We start from the raw sequence: 20,526 nt of genomic DNA, 5'->3' as shown, positions 1-20,526 counted from the left end.
AGATGTCAAGAATAGGTAAAAGTCCAATTGCAATCCCTGCCGGAGTAACTGTTGAAGTTAAAGAAGGTATTATTACAGTTAAAGGAAAAAACGGTCAACTAACACAGGAGTTTTCGGACGTAACTGTAGCGGTTGAAGGCGATCAAGTTCAAGTTGAAAGATCGTCTGATCACAAAGACCAAAGAGCAAAACATGGTTTATATAGATCTTTAATCAATAATATGATTATTGGAGTAACTGAAGGTTTTACAAAATCTTTAGAGTTGGTTGGAGTTGGTTATAGAGCTTCTAATCAAGGACAAAGATTAGAGTTAGCTCTTGGTTTTTCTCACAATATTGTTTTAGAAGTTGCTACCGAAGTAACTTTAGAGACAATATCTGAAAAAGGTAAAAACCCAATTGTGAAGTTAACATCATTTGACAAACAACTTTTAGGTCAAGTTGCGGCAAAAATTAGAGGTTTCCGTAAGCCTGAGCCATACAAAGGAAAAGGTGTTAAATTTGTAGGTGAAGTATTAAGAAGAAAAGCGGGTAAATCAGCTTAAAAAATAAGATTATGTCATTAACAAAACCTGAAAGAAGACAGAGAATTAGATTCAGAATTAGAAAGACAATTAGTGGTACAGCTACTAATCCAAGACTATCTGTTTTTAGAAGTAATAAAGAAATTTACGCGCAACTTATTGATGACGTAAATGGAGTTACTTTATTAGCTGCTTCATCAAGAGAAAAAGAAATAGGAAAAGGTACGAACGTAGAGGTTGCTACTGCAGTTGGGAAACTTGTTGCGGAAAAAGCATTAAAAGCTGGGATAGAAGTTATAACTTTCGATAGAGGGGGTTATTTATATCACGGTCGTATTAAATCATTAGCAGAAGGCGCGAGAGCGGCTGGGCTTAAATTCTAATAAGTATGTCTAATAAATACAAAAGTATAGAATTAGTAAAACCAGGAGGTCTTGAATTAAAAGACCGTTTGGTAAGTGTAAATCGTGTTACTAAAGTTACAAAAGGTGGTAGAGCATTTGGTTTTTCTGCTATCGTAGTTGTAGGTGATGAAAATGGTGTTGTAGGACATGGATTAGGGAAATCTAAAGATGTTTCTGAAGCAATCGCAAAAGCGGTAGAAGATGCTAAGAAAAATTTAGTAAAAATTCCTTTGAACGGTCAATCAGTACCTCACGAACAAAAAGGTAAATTTGGTGGTGCACGTGTATTCTTAATTCCTGCCTCTCACGGTACAGGAGTTATTGCTGGTGGAGCTGTTCGTTCAGTTCTTGAATCAGTAGGGATTCATGATGTATTATCTAAATCTCAAGGATCATCAAATCCTCACAATGTAGTAAAAGCAACTTTTGATGCTTTATTACAAATGAGAAGTGCTTATACTGTTGCAAAACAGAGAGGACTTTCATTAGAAAAAGTTTTTAAAGGTTAATTCAAGGAAATTATGGCTAAATTATTAGTAAAACAAGTTAGAAGTAAAATCAACTGTCCTCTTACTCAAAAAAGAGGATTAGAAGCTTTAGGTCTACGTAAAATGGGTCAGGTTGTAGAACATGATTCAAACCCTGCAATCCTTGGGATGATAAACAAAGTTAAACACTTAGTTTCTGTTGAAGAAGCTAAATAACAAATACTGTTATGAATTTAAGTAACTTACAACCAGCTGAAGGGTCAACACACAATCAAAATAAAAGATTAGGTAGAGGAGAAGGTTCAGGAAAAGGTGGTACTTCTGCAAGAGGACACAAAGGAGCAAAATCTCGTTCTGGTTATTCAAAAAAGATTGGTTTTGAAGGTGGGCAAATGCCACTTCAAAGACGTGTGCCTAAGTTTGGTTTCACAAACATCAATCGTAAAGATTACGAAGGTGTTAATTTAGATACTCTTCAATTATTAGTTGATAATGGTATAATTACAGATGCTGTCGATATGACAACTTATGTAGCAAACCGTTTGGCAACTAAGAATGAAATCGTTAAGATTTTAGGAAGAGGAGAATTGAAAGCAAAATTAAAAGTAACTGCTCACAAATTTACTGCTACTGCAAAAGCTGCTATTGAAGCTGCTGGTGGAGAAGCTGTAACAATATAATTTTTCAATTAAGTATGAAGAAATTTATTGAATCAATTAGTAATGTTTGGAAAATCGAAGAACTCAAGAATAGAATCTTAATAACATTAGGTTTGCTTTTGGTTTATCGTTTTGGAGCTCAAGTAACACTTCCTGGAATCGATGCGACTCAATTAGCTAATTTAGCGGGTCAAACTAAAGAAGGGATTGGTTCAATTCTTGACATGTTTACTGGAGGTGCATTTTCACAAGCATCAGTTTTTGCTTTAGGAATCATGCCTTATATTTCGGCATCTATTGTTGTTCAGCTTATGGGAATTGCGATTCCTTATTTGCAAAAACTACAAAGTGATGGTGAAAGTGGTAGAAAGAAGATTAATCAGATTACTCGTTGGTTAACTATAGTTATTACTTTAGTACAAGGGCCAACTTATATCTACAATCTTTATAGAACTCTACCTAGTAGCGCATTTTTATTAGGGTTTAATTCTTTTGAATTCTTATTTTCTTCAGTTGTTATTTTAGTTACAGGTACAATTTTTGCCATGTGGTTAGGAGAAAAGATAACTGATAAAGGAATTGGAAATGGTATTTCACTTTTAATTATGGTGGGTATTTTAGCAAGATTTCCTCAAGCATTTATTCAAGAATTTACAACGAGAGTTACTAATAACAATGGTGGACCAATGTTATTGGTTATCGAAATCATTATTTGGTTATTAGTTATTGTTGCTTGTGTTTTATTGACTATGGCAATAAGAAAGATACCAGTTCAGTACGCTCGCCGTACTGCTTCAGGAGATTATGAACAAGATATGTTGGGTGGTAATAGACAATGGATTCCTTTAAAGCTTAATGCTTCTGGAGTTATGCCGATTATCTTTGCTCAAGCAATCATGTTTGTTCCTGCAGCTGTTGCTGGATTATCTAAATCAGACGCTTCGCAATCTATTGTTGGCGCTTTTAGTAATATGTTTGGATTTTGGTATAATTTAGTTTTTGCAACATTAATTGTTGTGTTTACTTTCTTTTATACTGCCATTACAGTACCTACTAACAAGATGTCTGACGATTTGAAGAGAAGTGGTGGTTTTATTCCAGGTGTTAGGCCTGGAGCTGAAACTTCTGAATTTTTAGATAAAGTGATGTCTTTAATTACTTTTCCAGGGTCTTTATTTCTTGCTCTAATAGCTGTGTTCCCAGCAATTGTCGTAAGTCTTATGGATGTTCAACAATCTTGGGCAATGTTTTTTGGGGGTACCTCATTGATAATTATGGTTGGTGTTGCGATTGATACAATCCAGCAAATCAATTCATATTTGTTAAATAAACATTATGACGGTTTAATGAAAACTGGTAAAAACAGAAAAGCAGTAGCTTAATTTTATGGCAAAACAATCAGCAATCGAACAAGACGGTAGCATCATTGAAGCATTATCAAATGCGATGTTCCGTGTAGAATTAGAGAATGGACATATTGTAATTGCTCATATTTCTGGAAAAATGCGTATGCATTACATCAAATTATTACCTGGTGATAAAGTGAAACTAGAAATGAGTCCTTACGATTTGTCGAAAGCAAGAATTACTTATAGATATTAAAAGAATTCACAATGAAAGTAAGAGCATCAGTAAAAAAGAGAAGTGCCGAGTGCATCATCGTACGTAGAAAAGGAAGATTATACGTAATAAACAAAAAGAATCCTAGATTTAAACAAAGACAAGGATAATTATGGCAAGAATAGCAGGGGTAGATATCCCGAAAAACAAGAGAGGTGTTATAGCACTTACCTACATCTTCGGATTAGGAAAAAGTAGAGCTATTGAGATTTTAGAAAAAGCTCAAGTAAGCCAAGATAAAAAAGTTCAAGATTGGAATGATGAGGAGATCGGAGCAATTCGTGAAGCGGTATCAACTTTCAAAATTGAAGGAGAATTACGTTCTGAAGTTTCTTTGAACATCAAACGTTTAATGGATATTGGATGTTATAGAGGTATTCGTCATAGATCTGGTCTTCCTTTAAGAGGGCAAAGAACTAAGAATAACTCTAGAACTAGAAAAGGTAAAAGAAAAACTGTTGCTAACAAGAAGAAAGCAACTAAATAATAAGTAATATGGCTAAAGCAACAGCAAAAAAACGTAAAGTTATCGTTGAATCAACGGGTGAAGCTCATATTTCTGCTACCTTCAATAACATCATTATTTCTTTGACTAATAAAAAAGGTGAAGTTATATCTTGGTCTTCAGCTGGTAAAATGGGTTTTAGAGGTTCTAAAAAGAACACTCCATATGCAGCTCAAATGGCAGCAGAAGATTGTAGTAAAGTAGCTCTTGAGGCTGGACTTAAAAAAGTGAAAGTTTATGTAAAAGGACCAGGAAACGGACGTGAGTCTGCTATCCGTTCTATACATAACGGTGGAATTGAAGTAACTGAAATCATTGATGTTACTCCAATGCCTCACAATGGATGTCGTCCTCCAAAAAGACGTAGAGTTTAAAAAATAAATAATTTAAGTATAACTAGGTAGAAATAACGATTATCGAAGGATATGACCTGAATTCATAATCTCTACCTTAATTAATTCATAGAAATGGCAAGATATACTGGTCCAAAAACTAGAATTGCTCGTAAATTTGGCGAGGCAATTTTCGGAGATGATAAAGCTTTCGAAAAAAGAAATTACCCTCCTGGGCAACACGGGATGGCTAAAAAAAGAGGTAAAAAATCTGAATATGCAGTCCAGTTGATGGAAAAGCAAAAAGCTAAATATTCTTACGGAATTTTAGAAAAACAATTCAGAGGTTTATTTAAAAAAGCATCTGCTACTAAAGGTGTAACAGGTGAGGTTCTTTTACAATTGTGTGAGGCAAGATTGGATAACGTTGTTTTTAGAATGGGTGTAGCTCCTTCTAGAAGAGGTGCTAGACAATTAGTTTCCCACAGACACATCACTGTTAACGGTGATGTTGTAAATATCCCATCTTACCATTTAAAGCCTGGTGATAAAGTTGCTGTTCGTGAAAAATCTAAATCTATAGAGGCTATCGAACGTTCTTTGTCTAATTCAAGTCATGTTTATGAATGGATTACTTGGAATAATGACGTTAAAGAGGGTACTTTTGTTACTGTGCCAGCTAGACTTCAGATTCCAGAAAACATTAAAGAACAATTAATCGTAGAGTTGTACAACAAATAATAATTGACTTAGTCGAAATTTATGGCAATATTTAATTTTCAGAAGCCCGATAAAGTTATCATGATCGATTCAACCGATTTTGAAGGTAAATTTGAGTTTAGACCTTTAGAACCTGGTTACGGATTGACTGTTGGTAATGCACTTAGAAGAGTTTTGCTTTCAGCATTAGAAGGTTATGCAATTACATCTGTCCGCATAGAGGGTGTAGATCATGAGTTTTCTACTATCTCAGGAGTTGTTGAAGATGTTACCGAAATCATTCTTAATCTTAAACAAGTACGTTTTAAGCGTCAAATTGAAGATATAGATAATGAATCAGTTAGTATTTCTGTTACTGGTAAAGATCAATTAACAGCTGGTGATTTTCAAAAATTCATTTCAGGTTTCCAAGTTTTGAATCCAGAACTAGTTATCTGTAATTTAGATAGTAAAATCAAACTTAACCTAGATTTAACAATCGAAAAAGGTAGAGGATATGTTCCCGCTGAGGAGAACAAAAAACAAAACGCTGCAATTGGTACTATTTTTACAGATTCAATTTTTACTCCGGTAAAAAATGTAAAATATGCAATTGAAAACTTCCGTGTGGAGCAAAAAACAGATTATGAAAAATTAGTTTTTGAAATCAAAACTGATGGTTCTATCAATCCTAAAGATGCTCTTACTGAAGCTGCAAAAGTTTTAATTCACCATTTCATGTTATTCTCTGACGAAAGAATTACACTCGAGGCTGATGAAATTGCACAAACAGAATCTTATGATGAGGAATCATTACATATGAGACAATTGCTTAAAACTAAGCTTGTTGATATGGATTTATCTGTGAGAGCATTAAACTGCTTGAAAGCGGCTGAAGTTGATACACTTGGTGATTTAGTATCGTTCAATAAAAATGATCTAATGAAATTCCGTAATTTTGGTAAAAAATCTTTAACAGAACTTGATGAACTTGTTGCTGTGAAGAATTTAACTTTCGGTATGGATTTAGCAAAATACAAACTAGATAAAGAATAAATTACTCATATTTTGCTCTCCATAGAGGATAGTAGCAAGATGAGGGTTTAAAAAAACACGTCATGAGACACGGAAAGAAATTCAATCACTTAAGCAGACAGACTGCGCATAGAAAATCTATGTTGGCTAATATGGCTTGTTCTCTTATTGAGCACAAACGTATTAACACTACTGTTGCTAAAGCAAAAGCGCTTAAACAATTTGTTGAGCCTTTAATAACAAAATCAAAAGATGATACTACGCACAATCGTCGTATTGTTTTTGCTTACTTACGTAGCAAATATGCTGTAACTGATTTGTTCAGAGACGTAGCTGCTAAAGTTGGTGACCGTCCAGGTGGATACACTCGTATCATTAAAGTTGGAAACCGTTTAGGAGATAATGCTGATATGGCAATGATCGAATTAGTAGATTTCAATGAAATTTACAACGGAGGTAAAAAAGAAGTTAAAAAAGCAAAAAGCCGTCGTGGTGGAAAAGCTAAAAAAGCAGACGAAGCTACTGATGCTCCTGTTGCTGAAGGTGATTCTGAAACTACTACAGAGGCTACTGAATAGTTATGAAGATAATCATTCAATAAAAATTAAGGATAAGCTATTTATAGTTTATCCTTTTTTTTTGTCTAATGATGAGATTTTAAAAATAGAGTAACATATTGCTATGCTTGCTTATTTTTTTACAATCCCTTTTAAAAATTTGTTTCCATTGTATTAATGGATTAAATTTGCACAATATTTATCCACAAACGAGTGTAGCTGTGCGAATTTCACTAAGCTATTAAATTATAAATCAAAGAATGAAATATACAACAAGACAGAGCGCCATACTTTTATTAAGTGATGGAACTATTTTTCACGGAAAATCTATTGGTATTAGCGGAACAACCTTTGGTGAAGTTTGTTTTAATACAGGTATGACGGGTTACCAGGAAATTTTTACTGATCCTTCTTATTTTGGTCAGATAATGGTTGCTACCAATCCGCATATTGGAAATTACGGGGTTAATGATAATGAAGTTGAATCAACAGGGATTAAAATTGCTGGTTTAGTTTGTAAAAACTTTAGTTTTAATTATTCTCGTGTAGATGCTTCTGGAAGTTTAGAGGATTATTTTGTTAAACAAAATTTGATTTGTATTTCGGATGTAGATACTAGAGCTTTGGTAAGTTATATCAGAGAAAATGGTGCTATGAACTCTGTTATTTGTACTGATGGAACGCCTATTGAAGAACTAAAAGCAGCTTTGGCGAATGTACCTGATATGAAAGGTTTGGAGCTGGCTTCTAAGGTTTCAACAAAAGAGCCTTATTTTTATGGTGATGAAAACGCAACTTATAAAATTTCTGCTTTAGATTTAGGTGTTAAAACTAATATTCTTCGTAATCTAGCTAAAAGAGATTGTTACGTTAAAGTATTTCCTTATGATGCTACTTACGCTGATTTAGCTTCTTTTAATCCAAATGGATATTTCTTGTCAAATGGACCTGGTGATCCAGAGCCTTTGTCAAGTGCTATTAGTGTAGCTCAAGAAATTTTGAAAAATAACAAACCTTTGTTTGGAATTTGTTTGGGACATCAAGTAATTGGTTTAGCTAACGGAATTTCAACATATAAAATGTTCAACGGGCATAGAGGAATTAATCATCCGGTGAAGAATTTGATTACCGGTAAAGGAGAGATTACCTCTCAAAATCACGGTTTTGCTGTGAATAAAGAAGAGTTAGAGGCTAATCCTGATTTAGAAATCACCCATCTTCATTTAAATGACGGAACTGTTGCAGGTATGCGTTTGAAGAATAAAAATTGTTTTTCAGTTCAGTATCATCCAGAGGCTAGCCCTGGGCCACATGACTCCTCTTATTTGTTTGATCAATTTGTTGAAAATTTAAAAGGATAATATTTAGTTAATTAGAACTTGTCATTTAAGTTTTAATTTAGCTTTTCGGTTTTAATGTAATGATATTGTCTTAGTTTTTTTTTTTTTGTAAAATACTAAGGTTGTTTTGTTTGAAAAAATAGAATACATCGTTTTCGTTAATAACATTCAGTATTTTTTGCATTATCATTAGAATAGATAGAATATATTTGTATATTAAAATTAAAAATTAAAGAAGTATGAGCATAATTATTAAAATTCACGCAAGACAAATTTTCGATTCTAGAGGGAATCCTACTATTGAAGTAGATGTAATCACTGATAGTGGTGTTTTAGGAAGAGCTGCAGTTCCATCAGGAGCTTCAACTGGAGAACACGAAGCTGTGGAATTACGTGATGGAGGAAAAGCCTATTTAGGAAAAGGAGTTTTAAATGCAGTGAAAAATGTTAATACACTTATTGCTGAAGAACTTGTTGGAACATCTGTTTTTGAACAAAATGTAATTGATCAAATGATGATCGATTTAGATGGTACTCCAAATAAATCAAAATTAGGTGCAAATGCTATCTTAGGTGTTTCTCTTGCAGTTGCAAAAGCGGCAGCTAACGAATTAGGTTTGCCATTATATAGATACGTAGGTGGTGTTTCTGCGAATACATTGCCGGTTCCAATGATGAATATTATCAACGGTGGTTCTCATTCAGATGCACCGATTGCTTTTCAAGAATTTATGATTTTCCCTGTTAAGGCAACTTCATTTAGTCATGCAATGCAAATGGGTACTGAGATTTTTCATAGTTTGAAAAAAGTATTACACGATAGAGGTTTGAGTACTGCTGTAGGTGACGAAGGTGGTTTTGCTCCAACTTTAGCTGGTGGTACTGAAGATGCTTTGGACACCATTAAATTAGCAGTTGAAAACGCTGGATATACATTTGGTGACGAGATCATGATTGCTTTAGATTGTGCTGCTGCTGAATTTTATGTAAATGGTAAATACGATTACTCTAAATTTGAAGGTGAAACTGGTAAAGTGAGATCTTCTGCTGAACAAGTAGATTATTTAGCTGAATTAGTTGCTAAATACCCAATTATCTCTATTGAAGATGGTATGGATGAAAATGACTGGGATGGTTGGAAATTATTAACAGAAAAAATTGGTGATAAAGTTCAATTAGTTGGTGATGATTTATTCGTTACTAATGTAGAGCGTTTGTCAACTGGTATTGAAAGAGGTATTGCTAATTCAATTCTTGTAAAAGTAAATCAAATTGGTACTTTGACGGAAACTATTGCAGCAGTTAATATGGCTAAAAATGCAGGTTATACTTCTGTAATGTCTCACCGTTCAGGAGAGACTGAAGATAATACAATTGCGGATTTGGCAGTAGCATTAAACTGTGGTCAAATTAAGACTGGTTCTGCTTCACGTTCTGATCGTATGGCTAAATACAATCAATTAATTAGAATTGAAGAAGAGTTAGGAGATACAGCTTATTTCCCTGGAAAGAATGCATTCAAACAGAAATAATTGTTTTTGAAATTATTTTAAAGCCATTTACTAAAAGTAAATGGCTTTTTTTTTGAGTTTTAACAATTTCATTAGATTATTCATTTTTTAATTAAATCGAAATTCCTTAGATTTGAGCTTTATTAAAAATAAGATTTATTTCCAAAGTATTATGTCAAAAACAGCTATATTAGAAATTGATGGTAAAAAGTATGAGTTTCCAATTTTCAAAGGAAGCGAAAACGAAGAAGCTATCGATATTAAGAAATTAAGAGATTTAACTGGGATGGTTACTCTAGATCCTGGCTATAAAAATTCAGGTTCATGTACAAGTGAAATTACGTTCTTGGATGGGGAACTTGGAATTTTACGTTACAGAGGGTATGCAATCGAAGATTTAGCTGAAAATGCTAATTTTCTTGAGGTTTCTTATCTTTTAATTTTTGGCGAAAAACCAACAGCTGTTCAATTAGACAAATTTGAGAATGATATTCGCAAACATACTCTAGTGAATGAAGAAATGAAGAGCATCTTGGATGGTTTTCCAAAAACTGCTCACCCGATGGGTATTTTGGCTGCCATGACTAGTGCATTGACGTCTTTTAATCCTAAATCAGTAGATGTAGAGAATGAAAAAGATATGTATTGTGCAGTTTGTAAAACTATGGGGAAATTCCTTGTTATAGCTACTTGGACTTTCAGAAAGAATATGGGTTATCCAATGAATTATTATGATAATACTAAAGGATATGTAGAGAACTTCATGAGATTGATGTTTGAAATCCCTACTGAGCCATATAAAGTAAATCAAACGGTTATTGATGCCTTGGATAAATTGTTTATTCTTCATGCTGACCACGAACAGAATTGTTCTACTTCAACGGTTAGAATGGTAGGTTCTTCACATGCAGGTTTATTTGCTTCAATTTCCGCAGGTGTATCTGCACTTTGGGGACCTTTACACGGTGGAGCAAATCAAGCGGTTCTTGAAATGTTAGAAGAAATTCATAATAATGGTGGAGATACAGATAAATATTTAGCAAAAGCAAAAGATAAAGCAGATCCTTTTAGGTTAATGGGATTTGGTCATAGAGTTTATAAGAACTTTGATCCGCGTGCTAAAATAATTAAAAAAGCGGCTAATGAAGTTTTAGCTACTTTAGGAGTTGAAGACCCTATTCTAGAAATTGCTAGAAAGTTAGAAAAAGCAGCATTAGAAGATGAATATTTTAAAGCTAGAAACCTTTATCCTAATGTAGATTTCTATTCTGGAATTATTTATAGAGCTTTAGGGATACCAACAGATATGTTTACAGTAATGTTTGCTATTGGTAGATTACCAGGTTGGATTGCGCAATGGAAAGAAATGCGTGAAAATAAGGAACCTATTGGAAGACCTAGACAAATCTATACAGGTTCTCCTTTAAGAGAATTTAAATAATAAGCATACAATCAATTCAGAAAAAGCTTCACTATAGGTGAAGCTTTTTTTTTACCTTTGTTTAAAGTAGTTAAATATATGATGAAATTAAATATACATAATGAAACTTCCAGATTAAGAGCAGTTGTTTTAGGTACTGCGAATAGCAATGGTCCAATACCAAAAGTTGAGGAAGCCTATGATCCTAAGTCGAAGGAACATATTTTGGCAGGGACTTACCCATTGGAGGAAGATATGGTTATGGAGATGAAATCATTTGAAAAGGTTCTCTTGAAATATGATGTTAAAGTATATCATCCGAAGCTTATTAATAATTACAATCAAATATTTGCAAGAGATATTGGTTTTGTGATCGAAGATGTTTTTATAAAATCTAATATTTTACCTGAAAGAGAAAACGAGTTGGTCGCAATTCAGTATGTCATTGATGGGATTAATCCACTAAAAGTGGTGAGACCGCCTCAAGAAGTTCATATAGAAGGTGGAGATGTGATGTTGTGGGGAGATCATGTTTTTGTAGGGACATACAAAGGAAGTGATTATAAAAATTATATAACAGCAAGAACTAATGTGCAAGGTGTGGAGTATATTAAAGCATTGTTCCCGAACAAGATTGTAAAGGGTTTTGATTTAATTAAATCTAAATTGGAAGCCAGAGATAATGCGTTGCATTTAGATTGTTGTTTTCAACCCATAGGAAAAGACAAAGGGGTTATTTATAAAAGAGGTTTTCGTGAAGAAGCAGATTATATGTATTTGGTTGATCTTTTTGGGAAAGAAAATTTATTTCATATAAAACGCAATGAAATGTATAATATGAATTCTAATATTTTTTCAATTGACACAAATGTTGTTGTTTCTGAGAAAAAATTCAAAAGACTAAATAATTGGTTGCGAGAAAGGGGTTTTGTAGTAGAGGAAGTTCCCTACGCTGAAATTGCCAAACAAGAAGGATTGTTGCGTTGTTCGACTTTACCATTAATAAGAGATTAAAAAATAATATATAATGAAACAAATTACCAATTCAGTGTTGATGATTCGTCCCGTGGCGTTTCGAATGAATGAACAAACAGCTATCAATAATTATTATCAAAAAGTAATTGACGGGCTGCTTCCGGCAACTGTAAACGCTAAGGCGCAGCAAGAATTTGATGCTTTAGTCGTTAAGCTTGCAGCTGTAGGTGTGAATGTTGTAGTAGTAGATGATACTGAAAATCCAAGTACGCCAGATAGCATTTTCCCTAATAATTGGATTTCTTTACATCATAATAATGATGTAGCTTTTTATCCAATGTTTGCTGAAAATAGACGATTAGAGAGAAGAGAAGATATTTTAGATATACTAGAAGACAAAGGTTTCTCGATTGAAAATATAGTAGATTATTCTTCTGCTGAAGAAGACGAATTGTTCTTGGAAGGAACCGGTAGTATAGTGTTGGACAGGGTTAATGAAAAAGCCTATTGTGCCCTCTCACCTCGTGCTGATGAAGAGTTGTTTATTGAGTTTTGTGAAGATTTTGATTACGCACCTGTAATTTTTGAAGCATTCCAAACGGTGGATGGTGAGCGTAAATTGATTTACCATACCAATGTAATGATGTGTATTGGAGATACGTTTGCAGTTGTATGTGCGGAAGCAATAGATGATAAGCAAGAACGAAAAATGGTTTTGGAGAACTTAAAGAAAGATGATAAAGAGATTATTTTAATTTCTGAAAAGCAATTGGACAGTTTTGCTGGTAATATGTTACAAGTTATCGGGGCTAATGATAAAAAGTATTTAGTAATGAGTTCCGCTGCTTTTGAATCATTGACTTCCAAACAAAAAGAACAATTAGAAAGTCATGCTGAGATTTTACATTCCAGTTTAGATACTATTGAAGCTTGTGGTGGAGGTAGTGCTCGTTGTATGATGGCAGAGATTTTTTTAGAAAGAAAATAACTCACTAGAAGTTATTAATCAAAGATTAGGAGTTTGAATTATTCAAGCGGTAAAAAGAGTTACTTTTGTAGCACAAAAAATAATTGGATCAAAAATAATGAGAAATAAAAAAACATTAATTCTAGGCGCTTCTGCAAAAGTTGAAAGGGCTTCCTGTAAAGCAATCAATGATTTGGTAGCTAAAGGTCACTCTGTTCTAGCAATAGGACAAAATGCAGGAGAAGTAGCAGGAGTAAAAATTCAAACCAAGGCGATTCCTTTAAAAAACATTGATACAATTAGTTTGTATTTGAATCCAGCACGTCAACGTGATTATTACAATTATATCGTAGAAGCGAGTCCAAAGCGAGTAATTTTTAATCCAGGTACAGAAAACCCAGAATTTTATCAACTATTAGAATTAAATAATATTAAATCGGAAGTAGCTTGTACATTGACTTTGTTGGCTACCAATAAATATTAAAAACTCGTGCTATAAAAAAGTCAAACATACCTTTGACTTTTTAAATTGTTTACTTTTATTCCTATGGAATTTTCTTCAAAATTAATTGAAAAAGCGGTTAATGAGATTGCACAGTTGCCAGGAATAGGCAAGCGATCGGCATTGCGTTTAGTGCTTCATTTGTTAAAACAACCAAAAGAGCAAACGGAATTTTTATCTCAAGCATTAGTAAATATGCGAACTGATATTAAGTATTGCAACAGTTGTCATAATATTTCGGATAGTGAAATTTGTGAAATTTGCGCCAATCCTAATAGAAATAAGCAAATTGTTTGTGTGGTTGAAGACATACGTGATGTGATGGCAATTGAAGGTACAGGGCAATTTCGAGGTGTATATCACGTTTTGGGCGGAAAGATTTCTCCAATTGAAGGAGTAGGGCCTAGTCAGTTAAAGATTCCGACACTGGTTGAAAAAGTAAAATCCGGGAATGTTTTAGAAATTATTTTTGCGTTAAGTTCTACGATGGAAGGAGATACGACTAATTTCTATATTTACAAACAAATTGTAGATTCTGGAGTCGAAATGTCAACTATAGCAAGAGGGATTGCCGTAGGAGATGAGTTGGAATATGCAGATGAAGTGACTCTAGGGAGAAGTATATTGCATAGAATTCCCTTCGAAAAATCATTCAAGAGTAATTAATTAGCTTTAACTAAAATCAAACTTTTAATATAGTAAATGAAAAGCTATATTTGTTGTCTAAAATAGAAAAATGAACAAGTATATTTTCTTTTTATTCTTAGGTGTAACTATGTTATTTACATCCTGTATTTCTACACGGGAATTAATTTATTTGCAAAAAAAAGATGGTGTTGACACTGAGTCATCAATAGCTGTTGTTGCTTCTAAGCCGTATCGATTACAGATTAATGATGTAATGAGTATTAGTATAAAAACAATAGACCCTAAATTAGTCTCAATTTTCAGTACCGTTAATGATGGTGCTGTGAGTAAATCTCCCACAGGGCTTTATTTTGACGGTTATACTGTTGATGATCATGGTAATATTAGAATTCCTGTTTTGGGAGAAATGAACGTTATTGGATATACGCTTGATGAGATTCGACAAAGAATTGAAAATCAATTGTTAGCTGATTATTTTAAAAAGGAAGCAAATGTTTTTGTAACCGTCAAATTAGCAGGTTTCAAATATACAATCAATGGAGAAATAGGAAGCACAGGGACAAAAACTTTATTTCAAGATCATGTAAACATTATGGAGGCGATTGCAAATGCGGGTGATATTTCTATTACAGGAAACAGGAAGGCGGTTACTATTATTAGGCAAACTCAAACTGGAGTCCAAATGCATGATATTGATCTTACCGATATTAATGTGATGAAATCCCCTTATTATTATTTACAACCCAATGATTATATCTATATAAAGCCATTGAAACAAAAGACATGGGGGACAGGGAAAACAGGTTTAGAGTCTTTGGGTACCTTTATTACATTGCTGTCACTGGCAACTACGACGTTTTTTCTGTTAACAAAATAAAAAGAGAGGTAGAAGAATGTTAGATATAAAAGATTTTTCAATTTTTGAAAACCAAGTAAGTTTTGACTTTAAAGGTTTTTTAATTAAAATAGGAAGCTATTGGAAGTGGTTTTTAATCAGTTTGATTATCACTTTTACAATTGCATATCAAGTTAACATTCGGAAAGAAAAAATTTACGGTATGGAGACGCTTATTTCTGTAAAGGAAGAAAGTAATCCTCTTTTTACCTCTAACACTAGTTTGGTCTTTAACTGGGGAGGGATTTCAGATCAGGTGAGTACAATTTCTACGATATTTCAGTCGAGATCTCATAATGAACTGGTTGTTGAAAAACTACAATTTTATATCGATTATTTAGCGCAAGGCAAATACAATTTAGTAGATGCTTATGGCGCTGTTCCTTTTTATGTAAATATTGATAAGACAAAAGGTCAAATTGTAAATACGCTTATCGGGATTAAGTTTATAAGTGAAAGTGAATATGAAATTCGGATTCCTTTTGCCTCTAATGGAGTTAGATTAGTATCTTATTCTAATAACTCCTATGGAAATACTGCAGTTGTTCCAGGAGATTTTGTCAAAAGATATAAAGTAGGGACGCAGGTGTCGTTGCCTTTTTTAAATTGGAAATTACAAATAAAAGACAATCCAGGTTTTTATAATGGAAATGAATATTTTGTAAAGTTCAATGATTTTGACGGAACAGTATCTAGGTTTAAAGGGGTTAATGTTCGCGTTGACGATAGAGCGGGATCCATAATCACTCTTAGTATGCAAGGGACGAATAAAGCCCGAATGGTTGAGTACTTGAATGCCACGGTAAGAATGCTCAGCAAAAGACAATTGGACGATAAAAATCGATTTGCAACCAATACCATTAGTTTTATTGATAGTACCCTTGTTGCAATGGAATCTCAATTAAGAGAAACAGGCGATGAATTAAAGACTTTTAGAAAAAGTAAAAACATTTATGATATTGAAGCGGGCGGTGAAAAATTTTCGGATAAAATCTATGGATATGATGTTCAGAAAGATGAAATAGCTCGTAAAATAGCCTATTATAATTCCTTAAAAGCCTATTTAAAGAATAGTGTTGATTATTCTAAGCTTCCAGCACCATCTATCGCTGGGATAGACGACCCTAATGTTGTTTCGGCTATTTCTAAATTGATTTCACTTTCCACACAACGCTCTGAAATGGCTTATGCTGTAAAAAGTGATAAAATTTTCAAAGATTTTGATATTCAAATGGATGCTATTAAGAATGTTCTGTTAGAGAACATTTCAACAGCTAAGACTTCCTTGCAATACGACCTGACGCTTGTTAATAATAAAATTAATCAAGCAGAAAATACCATTAAAAAACTACCTGACGATCAGCAGGAGTTGATTAAAATAAAAAGGAAGTATGATTTAAGTGATAAAATCTACAGTACCTTTCTGCAAAAACGAAGCGAAGCAGATATTGTTAAAGCGGCAAATTTATCCGATATTCATTTTATTGATCCTGCTAAAGATATTGGTGGAGGATTATTGGGGCCTAAAACCTCCGTCAATTATGTATTGGCATTATTTCTAGGGATATTATTTCCATTGATATTTGTTTTTACGATTTTCTTTATTAATAATTCGATACAGAATACAGATGACATCCATAGTCTTACGCAGATACCTCTAATTGGGGTTGTTGGCTATAATAAGTCAGGTTCTGATTTGGCAGTATTTGAGAAACCTAAATCAGCATTATCGGAATCATTCAGGGCAATTCGTTCCTCTTTGCAGTTCTTGTACAAACAGCAAAATTTAGATGGAGCTAAAACACTTATGATTACCTCTTCGGTCAGTGGGGAAGGGAAAACTTTTTGTTCTGTTAACATAGCTACTGTTTTTGCATTGAGCGAAAAGAAGACGGTTATTGTTGGATTAGACTTAAGAAAACCTAAATTATCTGACGAGTTTAATTTGATGAATGAAGTAGGAGTAGTTAATTATTTAATCAATCAAAAGGGAGTCGATGATATAATTAATAAAACACACATCCCTTATTTGGATGTCATTCTTTCGGGTCCTATACCGCCTAATCCATCCGAGTTGATTTTGAGTGATCGCATGGAGTCGTTAATGAAGGAATTAAAGAATAAATATGATTATATAATATTGGATACGCCTCCTGTAGGTTTAGTTTCAGATGCCTTGGAATTATCTCAATATGTAGATGTTAGTTTGTATATTGTACGTCAGAACTTTTCTAAAAAGGAAATGATTACTTTATTAAATAATAGGGTGAAAAGAAAAGAACTAACCAATACGAGTATTATTTTTAATGGATTCGAAAATAAAGCCAAGTATGGTTCAGCTTACGGCTATGGCTACGGCTATGGTTATGGAGCTTATTCTAACGGCTATCATGATGATGAAGGACCTAAAAGTTGGATAAAAAGAATTAGACATCAGTTTCGAAAGTTGAATAAAAGTTAAAAAAATGAAGGAGCAAGTATTTGTAAATAGTACCGTGTTGATCACTGGAGGAGCTGGTTTTATTGGTTCTAATCTATGTGAATATTTTTTGTCAAAAGGGTATAAAGTGGTCTGTTTGGATAATTTTGCCACAGGTCATAAGCATAATTTGAAGGCTTTTGAAGAGAATGTAAATTTTCGTTTGATTGAAGGTGATATTAGAAACGAAAAGGATTGTCAAAAGGCAGTTCAAGGGGTAGACTATGTGTTGCATCAAGCAGCATTAGGATCTGTTCCTCGTTCTATTCAAGATCCCGTAACCACTAACGATGTCAATGTTTCGGGTTTTATAAATATGTTAGTAGCATCTCGAGATGCTAAGGTTAAACGATTTATTTATGCCGCTAGTTCATCCACTTATGGCGATTCTCAAGGATTGCCAAAAGTAGAAGATGTGATAGGGAAACCACTTTCACCTTATGCAATTACTAAATATGTAAACGAACTGTATGCTGAGATTTTTAGTAGTACTTATGGGATGGAAACAATTGGCTTGAGGTATTTTAATGTTTTTGGACGAAAACAAGATCCTAACGGAGCCTATGCAGCAGTTATTCCTAAATTTGTGATGCAATTGATGCAACTGGAAAGTCCCGTAATTAATGGAGATGGAAATTATTCTCGAGATTTCACTTACATTGACAATGTGATTCAGATGAATGAGTTGGCAATGGTGACCGATAATCCATTAGCAATCAATACGGTTTTTAACACCGCTTATGGCGATAGAAATACGTTAAACGACTTGGTGAACTATTTGAAAGAATATTTGTCAAAGTATGATTCAAGAATAGCAAATGTAGCTATTGAATACGGACCAAGTAGGGCTGGAGATATCCCCCATTCACTTGCAAGCATTGATAAAGCTAAGGCACTATTAGGATATAATCCTCAGTTTTCTTTGCAAAAAGGATTGCAAGAAGCTGTGGCTTGGTATTGGGATAATTTACGTTAAGTAAGTTTTTTTTAAGAAATATAAAACATTTTGAATTTAAATAAATTATAGAAGATAGAAGATGAAGATTACAAAAATTTGTTGTATTGGAGCTGGATATGTTGGAGGGCCTACAATGGCAATCATAGCTCAAAAATGCCCGGACATTCAAGTGACGGTTGTAGATTTGAATGAAGACAGAATTGCAGCTTGGAATGATGAAGATGTCAATAATATACCTATATATGAGCCTGGACTTTCTGAAATTGTAGGTGAGGCTAGAGGACGAAATTTGTTTTTCTCTACTAATGTGGATCAGGCAATTGATGAAGCACAAATAATTTTTATTTCAGTAAATACGCCTACTAAGACTTTTGGAAAAGGAAAAGGAATGGCCGCTGATTTGAAATATATTGAATTGTGCGCCAGACAAATTGCAAGAGTAGCTAAGGACAACAAGATTGTTGTTGAAAAGTCAACTTTGCCAGTTCGTACAGCTGAGGCGATAAAAAGTATTTTGGATCACACCGGAAATGGAGTTCAATTCCAAATTTTATCCAATCCTGAATTTTTAGCCGAAGGAACTGCCGTTACAGATTTATTATCTCCAGATCGAATTCTTATTGGAGGAGATAGTTCCGTTGATGGGCAAGAAGCGATTCAGTCCTTGGTAGACGTCTATGCAAATTGGGTCGATCAGGATAAAATTTTGACTACGAATGTATGGTCATCAGAATTATCAAAATTAACGGCTAATGCTTTTTTGGCGCAACGAATTTCTTCTATCAATGCCATGTCTGAATTGTGTGAAAAAACAGGTGCTGATGTCAATGAGGTGGCGAGAGCGATTGGAATGGATAGCAGAATTGGACCAAAATTTTTAAAATCTTCAGTAGGTTTTGGAGGTTCATGTTTTCAAAAAGATATATTGAATTTAGTGTATATTGCTAAATCCTACGGATTAAATGAAGTAGCAGATTATTGGGAACAGGTAATCATTATGAATGATCATCAAAAAAGACGTTTTTCAAATAAAATGGTGCAAACGTTATATAATACTGTAGCCGACAAAAAAATTGCTTTTTTAGGATGGGCTTTTAAGAAAGATACTAATGATACAAGAGAATCAGCCGCGATTTATATAGCGGATGACTTGATCAATGAACAAGCAAAAATAGTTGTTTTTGATCCAAAAGTACAAGCAGATAAAGTACAAGCGGACTTGGATTATTTAGAAACAAGAAGTTCAGAAAAAAATAAAAAAAGTCTAACAGTAGTTACAAACCCTTACGAAGCTTGTGAAAAGGCACACGCCATTGCAATATTGACTGAATGGGATGAATTTGTTACTTATGACTGGAAAAAAATATATCATTCGATGCAAAAACCAGCCTTTGTTTTTGATGGTCGAAATGTGTTAAATCGTTCTGAAATGGAAGCAATTGGATTTGTTTACCATTCAGTTGGATCTTAAGAGGTGTAATAGAGTAGCAAAGTTCTTTTGAATTATTGTTTTAATATACAAAAAGAGATGAATTGGTATGTAGTTTATACAAAACCGAAATGGGAGAAGAAAGTAGCAGAACAATTAAGAAAACTGGAAATAGAATGTTATTGCCCTTTGGTGATAAAAGAACGACAATGGTCAGATCGTAAAAAAAAGATTGAAGTCCCTTTGTTTAATTCCTATGTTTTTGTTCGATTAAAAGAAGCTGATAGAAATTTAGTTTTTCAGTCTGTAGGTGTTGTGCGCTATTTATTTTGGCTAGGAAAACCAGCCATTGTAAGAGCGGAAGAAATAGAAACCATTAAATATTGGTTAGAAAAACCTAATGCAATAGATGTTACTATGTTGCCTTATAAAAAAGGAGATAAAATAATATTAGAGTCTGGTCCGTTTTTAGATCAAGAAGCAGTTATACAAGAGGTGAATAAAACGCATTGTATTTTGGTTCTAGAATCATTAGGTTGTGTTTTAAAGATGGATATAAATAAAAGTAGTTGAAAGCTC

At 33.6% G+C, this 20,526-nt stretch carries 25 protein-coding genes; all 25 read left to right on the top strand.

What is annotated here, in order from left to right; all coding sequences use genetic code 11:
• Positions 1–2: 2 nt before the first annotated feature.
• Positions 3–545, top strand: a complete 543-nt coding sequence (gene rplF, locus ABZP37_RS01075) for a 50S ribosomal protein L6 (protein WP_366184905.1) — start codon at positions 3–5, stop codon at positions 543–545.
• Positions 546–556: 11 nt separating this feature from the next.
• Complete coding sequence (rplR, locus tag ABZP37_RS01070; RefSeq protein ID WP_366184903.1) at positions 557–907, top strand: 50S ribosomal protein L18; 351 nt, start codon at positions 557–559, stop codon at positions 905–907.
• A gap of 5 nt (positions 908–912) precedes the next feature.
• Positions 913–1,437: a 30S ribosomal protein S5 gene (rpsE, locus tag ABZP37_RS01065; RefSeq protein ID WP_264617542.1), complete on the top strand. Its 525-nt coding sequence runs from the start codon at positions 913–915 to the stop codon at positions 1,435–1,437.
• Between the two features lie 12 nt (positions 1,438–1,449).
• Positions 1,450–1,632 (top strand): 50S ribosomal protein L30, encoded by a 183-nt coding sequence (rpmD, locus tag ABZP37_RS01060; RefSeq protein WP_026706255.1) that lies wholly within the window; start codon positions 1,450–1,452, stop codon positions 1,630–1,632.
• Between the two features lie 11 nt (positions 1,633–1,643).
• Complete coding sequence (gene rplO / locus ABZP37_RS01055; protein WP_264617541.1) at positions 1,644–2,096, top strand: 50S ribosomal protein L15; 453 nt, start codon at positions 1,644–1,646, stop codon at positions 2,094–2,096.
• 14 nt (positions 2,097–2,110) lie between these two features.
• A complete protein-coding gene (gene secY / locus ABZP37_RS01050; RefSeq protein WP_366184901.1) occupies positions 2,111–3,457 on the top strand; it encodes a preprotein translocase subunit SecY in 1,347 nt (448 codons plus the stop codon).
• 4 nt (positions 3,458–3,461) lie between these two features.
• Positions 3,462–3,677 carry a translation initiation factor IF-1 gene (gene infA / locus ABZP37_RS01045; RefSeq protein ID WP_007136545.1) on the top strand — a complete coding sequence of 72 codons (216 nt, stop codon included), beginning with the start codon at positions 3,462–3,464 and terminating at the stop codon, positions 3,675–3,677.
• A gap of 11 nt (positions 3,678–3,688) precedes the next feature.
• Complete coding sequence (gene ykgO, locus ABZP37_RS01040; RefSeq protein ID WP_002987490.1) at positions 3,689–3,805, top strand: type B 50S ribosomal protein L36; 117 nt, start codon at positions 3,689–3,691, stop codon at positions 3,803–3,805.
• 2 nt (positions 3,806–3,807) lie between these two features.
• Positions 3,808–4,182 carry a 30S ribosomal protein S13 gene (gene rpsM, locus ABZP37_RS01035; protein WP_126745301.1) on the top strand — a complete coding sequence of 125 codons (375 nt, stop codon included), beginning with the start codon at positions 3,808–3,810 and terminating at the stop codon, positions 4,180–4,182.
• Positions 4,183–4,190: 8 nt separating this feature from the next.
• Positions 4,191–4,574 (top strand): 30S ribosomal protein S11, encoded by a 384-nt coding sequence (gene rpsK / locus ABZP37_RS01030; protein WP_007803677.1) that lies wholly within the window; start codon positions 4,191–4,193, stop codon positions 4,572–4,574.
• Positions 4,575–4,667: 93 nt separating this feature from the next.
• Positions 4,668–5,273, top strand: coding sequence for a 30S ribosomal protein S4 (rpsD, locus tag ABZP37_RS01025; protein WP_366184898.1), 606 nt, complete (start codon positions 4,668–4,670; stop codon positions 5,271–5,273).
• A 21-nt stretch (positions 5,274–5,294) separates the two neighbouring features.
• Positions 5,295–6,287, top strand: a complete 993-nt coding sequence (locus tag ABZP37_RS01020) for a DNA-directed RNA polymerase subunit alpha (protein WP_035659211.1) — start codon at positions 5,295–5,297, stop codon at positions 6,285–6,287.
• A gap of 62 nt (positions 6,288–6,349) precedes the next feature.
• On the top strand, positions 6,350–6,844 hold the full coding sequence (gene rplQ, locus ABZP37_RS01015; RefSeq protein WP_366184896.1) for a 50S ribosomal protein L17: 495 nt from the start codon (positions 6,350–6,352) through the stop codon (positions 6,842–6,844).
• A 239-nt stretch (positions 6,845–7,083) separates the two neighbouring features.
• Entirely contained in the window at positions 7,084–8,184 is a 1,101-nt protein-coding gene (carA, locus tag ABZP37_RS01010; protein ID WP_366184894.1) for a glutamine-hydrolyzing carbamoyl-phosphate synthase small subunit, read from the top strand.
• A gap of 218 nt (positions 8,185–8,402) precedes the next feature.
• Positions 8,403–9,695: a phosphopyruvate hydratase gene (eno, locus tag ABZP37_RS01005; RefSeq protein WP_366184892.1), complete on the top strand. Its 1,293-nt coding sequence runs from the start codon at positions 8,403–8,405 to the stop codon at positions 9,693–9,695.
• 151 nt (positions 9,696–9,846) lie between these two features.
• Complete coding sequence (locus tag ABZP37_RS01000) at positions 9,847–11,115, top strand: citrate synthase (protein ID WP_366184890.1); 1,269 nt, start codon at positions 9,847–9,849, stop codon at positions 11,113–11,115.
• A 78-nt stretch (positions 11,116–11,193) separates the two neighbouring features.
• Positions 11,194–12,108, top strand: coding sequence for an arginine deiminase family protein (locus ABZP37_RS00995; protein ID WP_366184889.1), 915 nt, complete (start codon positions 11,194–11,196; stop codon positions 12,106–12,108).
• Positions 12,109–12,121: 13 nt separating this feature from the next.
• Positions 12,122–13,057 (top strand): citrulline utilization hydrolase CtlX, encoded by a 936-nt coding sequence (gene ctlX / locus ABZP37_RS00990; protein WP_366184888.1) that lies wholly within the window; start codon positions 12,122–12,124, stop codon positions 13,055–13,057.
• A gap of 97 nt (positions 13,058–13,154) precedes the next feature.
• On the top strand, positions 13,155–13,520 hold the full coding sequence (locus ABZP37_RS00985; RefSeq protein ID WP_366184887.1) for a CoA-binding protein: 366 nt from the start codon (positions 13,155–13,157) through the stop codon (positions 13,518–13,520).
• 63 nt (positions 13,521–13,583) lie between these two features.
• Complete coding sequence (gene recR, locus ABZP37_RS00980; protein ID WP_366184885.1) at positions 13,584–14,204, top strand: recombination mediator RecR; 621 nt, start codon at positions 13,584–13,586, stop codon at positions 14,202–14,204.
• Between the two features lie 70 nt (positions 14,205–14,274).
• On the top strand, positions 14,275–15,063 hold the full coding sequence (locus ABZP37_RS00975) for a polysaccharide biosynthesis/export family protein (RefSeq protein ID WP_366184883.1): 789 nt from the start codon (positions 14,275–14,277) through the stop codon (positions 15,061–15,063).
• Positions 15,064–15,079: 16 nt separating this feature from the next.
• Complete coding sequence (locus ABZP37_RS00970; protein ID WP_366184881.1) at positions 15,080–17,542, top strand: polysaccharide biosynthesis tyrosine autokinase; 2,463 nt, start codon at positions 15,080–15,082, stop codon at positions 17,540–17,542.
• A 4-nt stretch (positions 17,543–17,546) separates the two neighbouring features.
• Positions 17,547–18,536, top strand: a complete 990-nt coding sequence (locus ABZP37_RS00965) for an SDR family oxidoreductase (protein WP_366184880.1) — start codon at positions 17,547–17,549, stop codon at positions 18,534–18,536.
• Positions 18,537–18,597: 61 nt separating this feature from the next.
• Positions 18,598–19,989 (top strand): UDP-glucose 6-dehydrogenase, encoded by a 1,392-nt coding sequence (locus ABZP37_RS00960; RefSeq protein ID WP_366184878.1) that lies wholly within the window; start codon positions 18,598–18,600, stop codon positions 19,987–19,989.
• Positions 19,990–20,046: 57 nt separating this feature from the next.
• On the top strand, positions 20,047–20,520 hold the full coding sequence (locus tag ABZP37_RS00955; RefSeq protein ID WP_366184876.1) for a UpxY family transcription antiterminator: 474 nt from the start codon (positions 20,047–20,049) through the stop codon (positions 20,518–20,520).
• Positions 20,521–20,526 lie beyond the last annotated feature (6 nt).

It is taken from the genome of Flavobacterium ovatum (assembly GCF_040703125.1).
GTDB classification, from domain to species: domain Bacteria; phylum Bacteroidota; class Bacteroidia; order Flavobacteriales; family Flavobacteriaceae; genus Flavobacterium; species Flavobacterium ovatum.
Note: the sequence above shows the minus strand (reverse complement) of the source record. Positions and strands in the feature narration are given on the sequence as shown.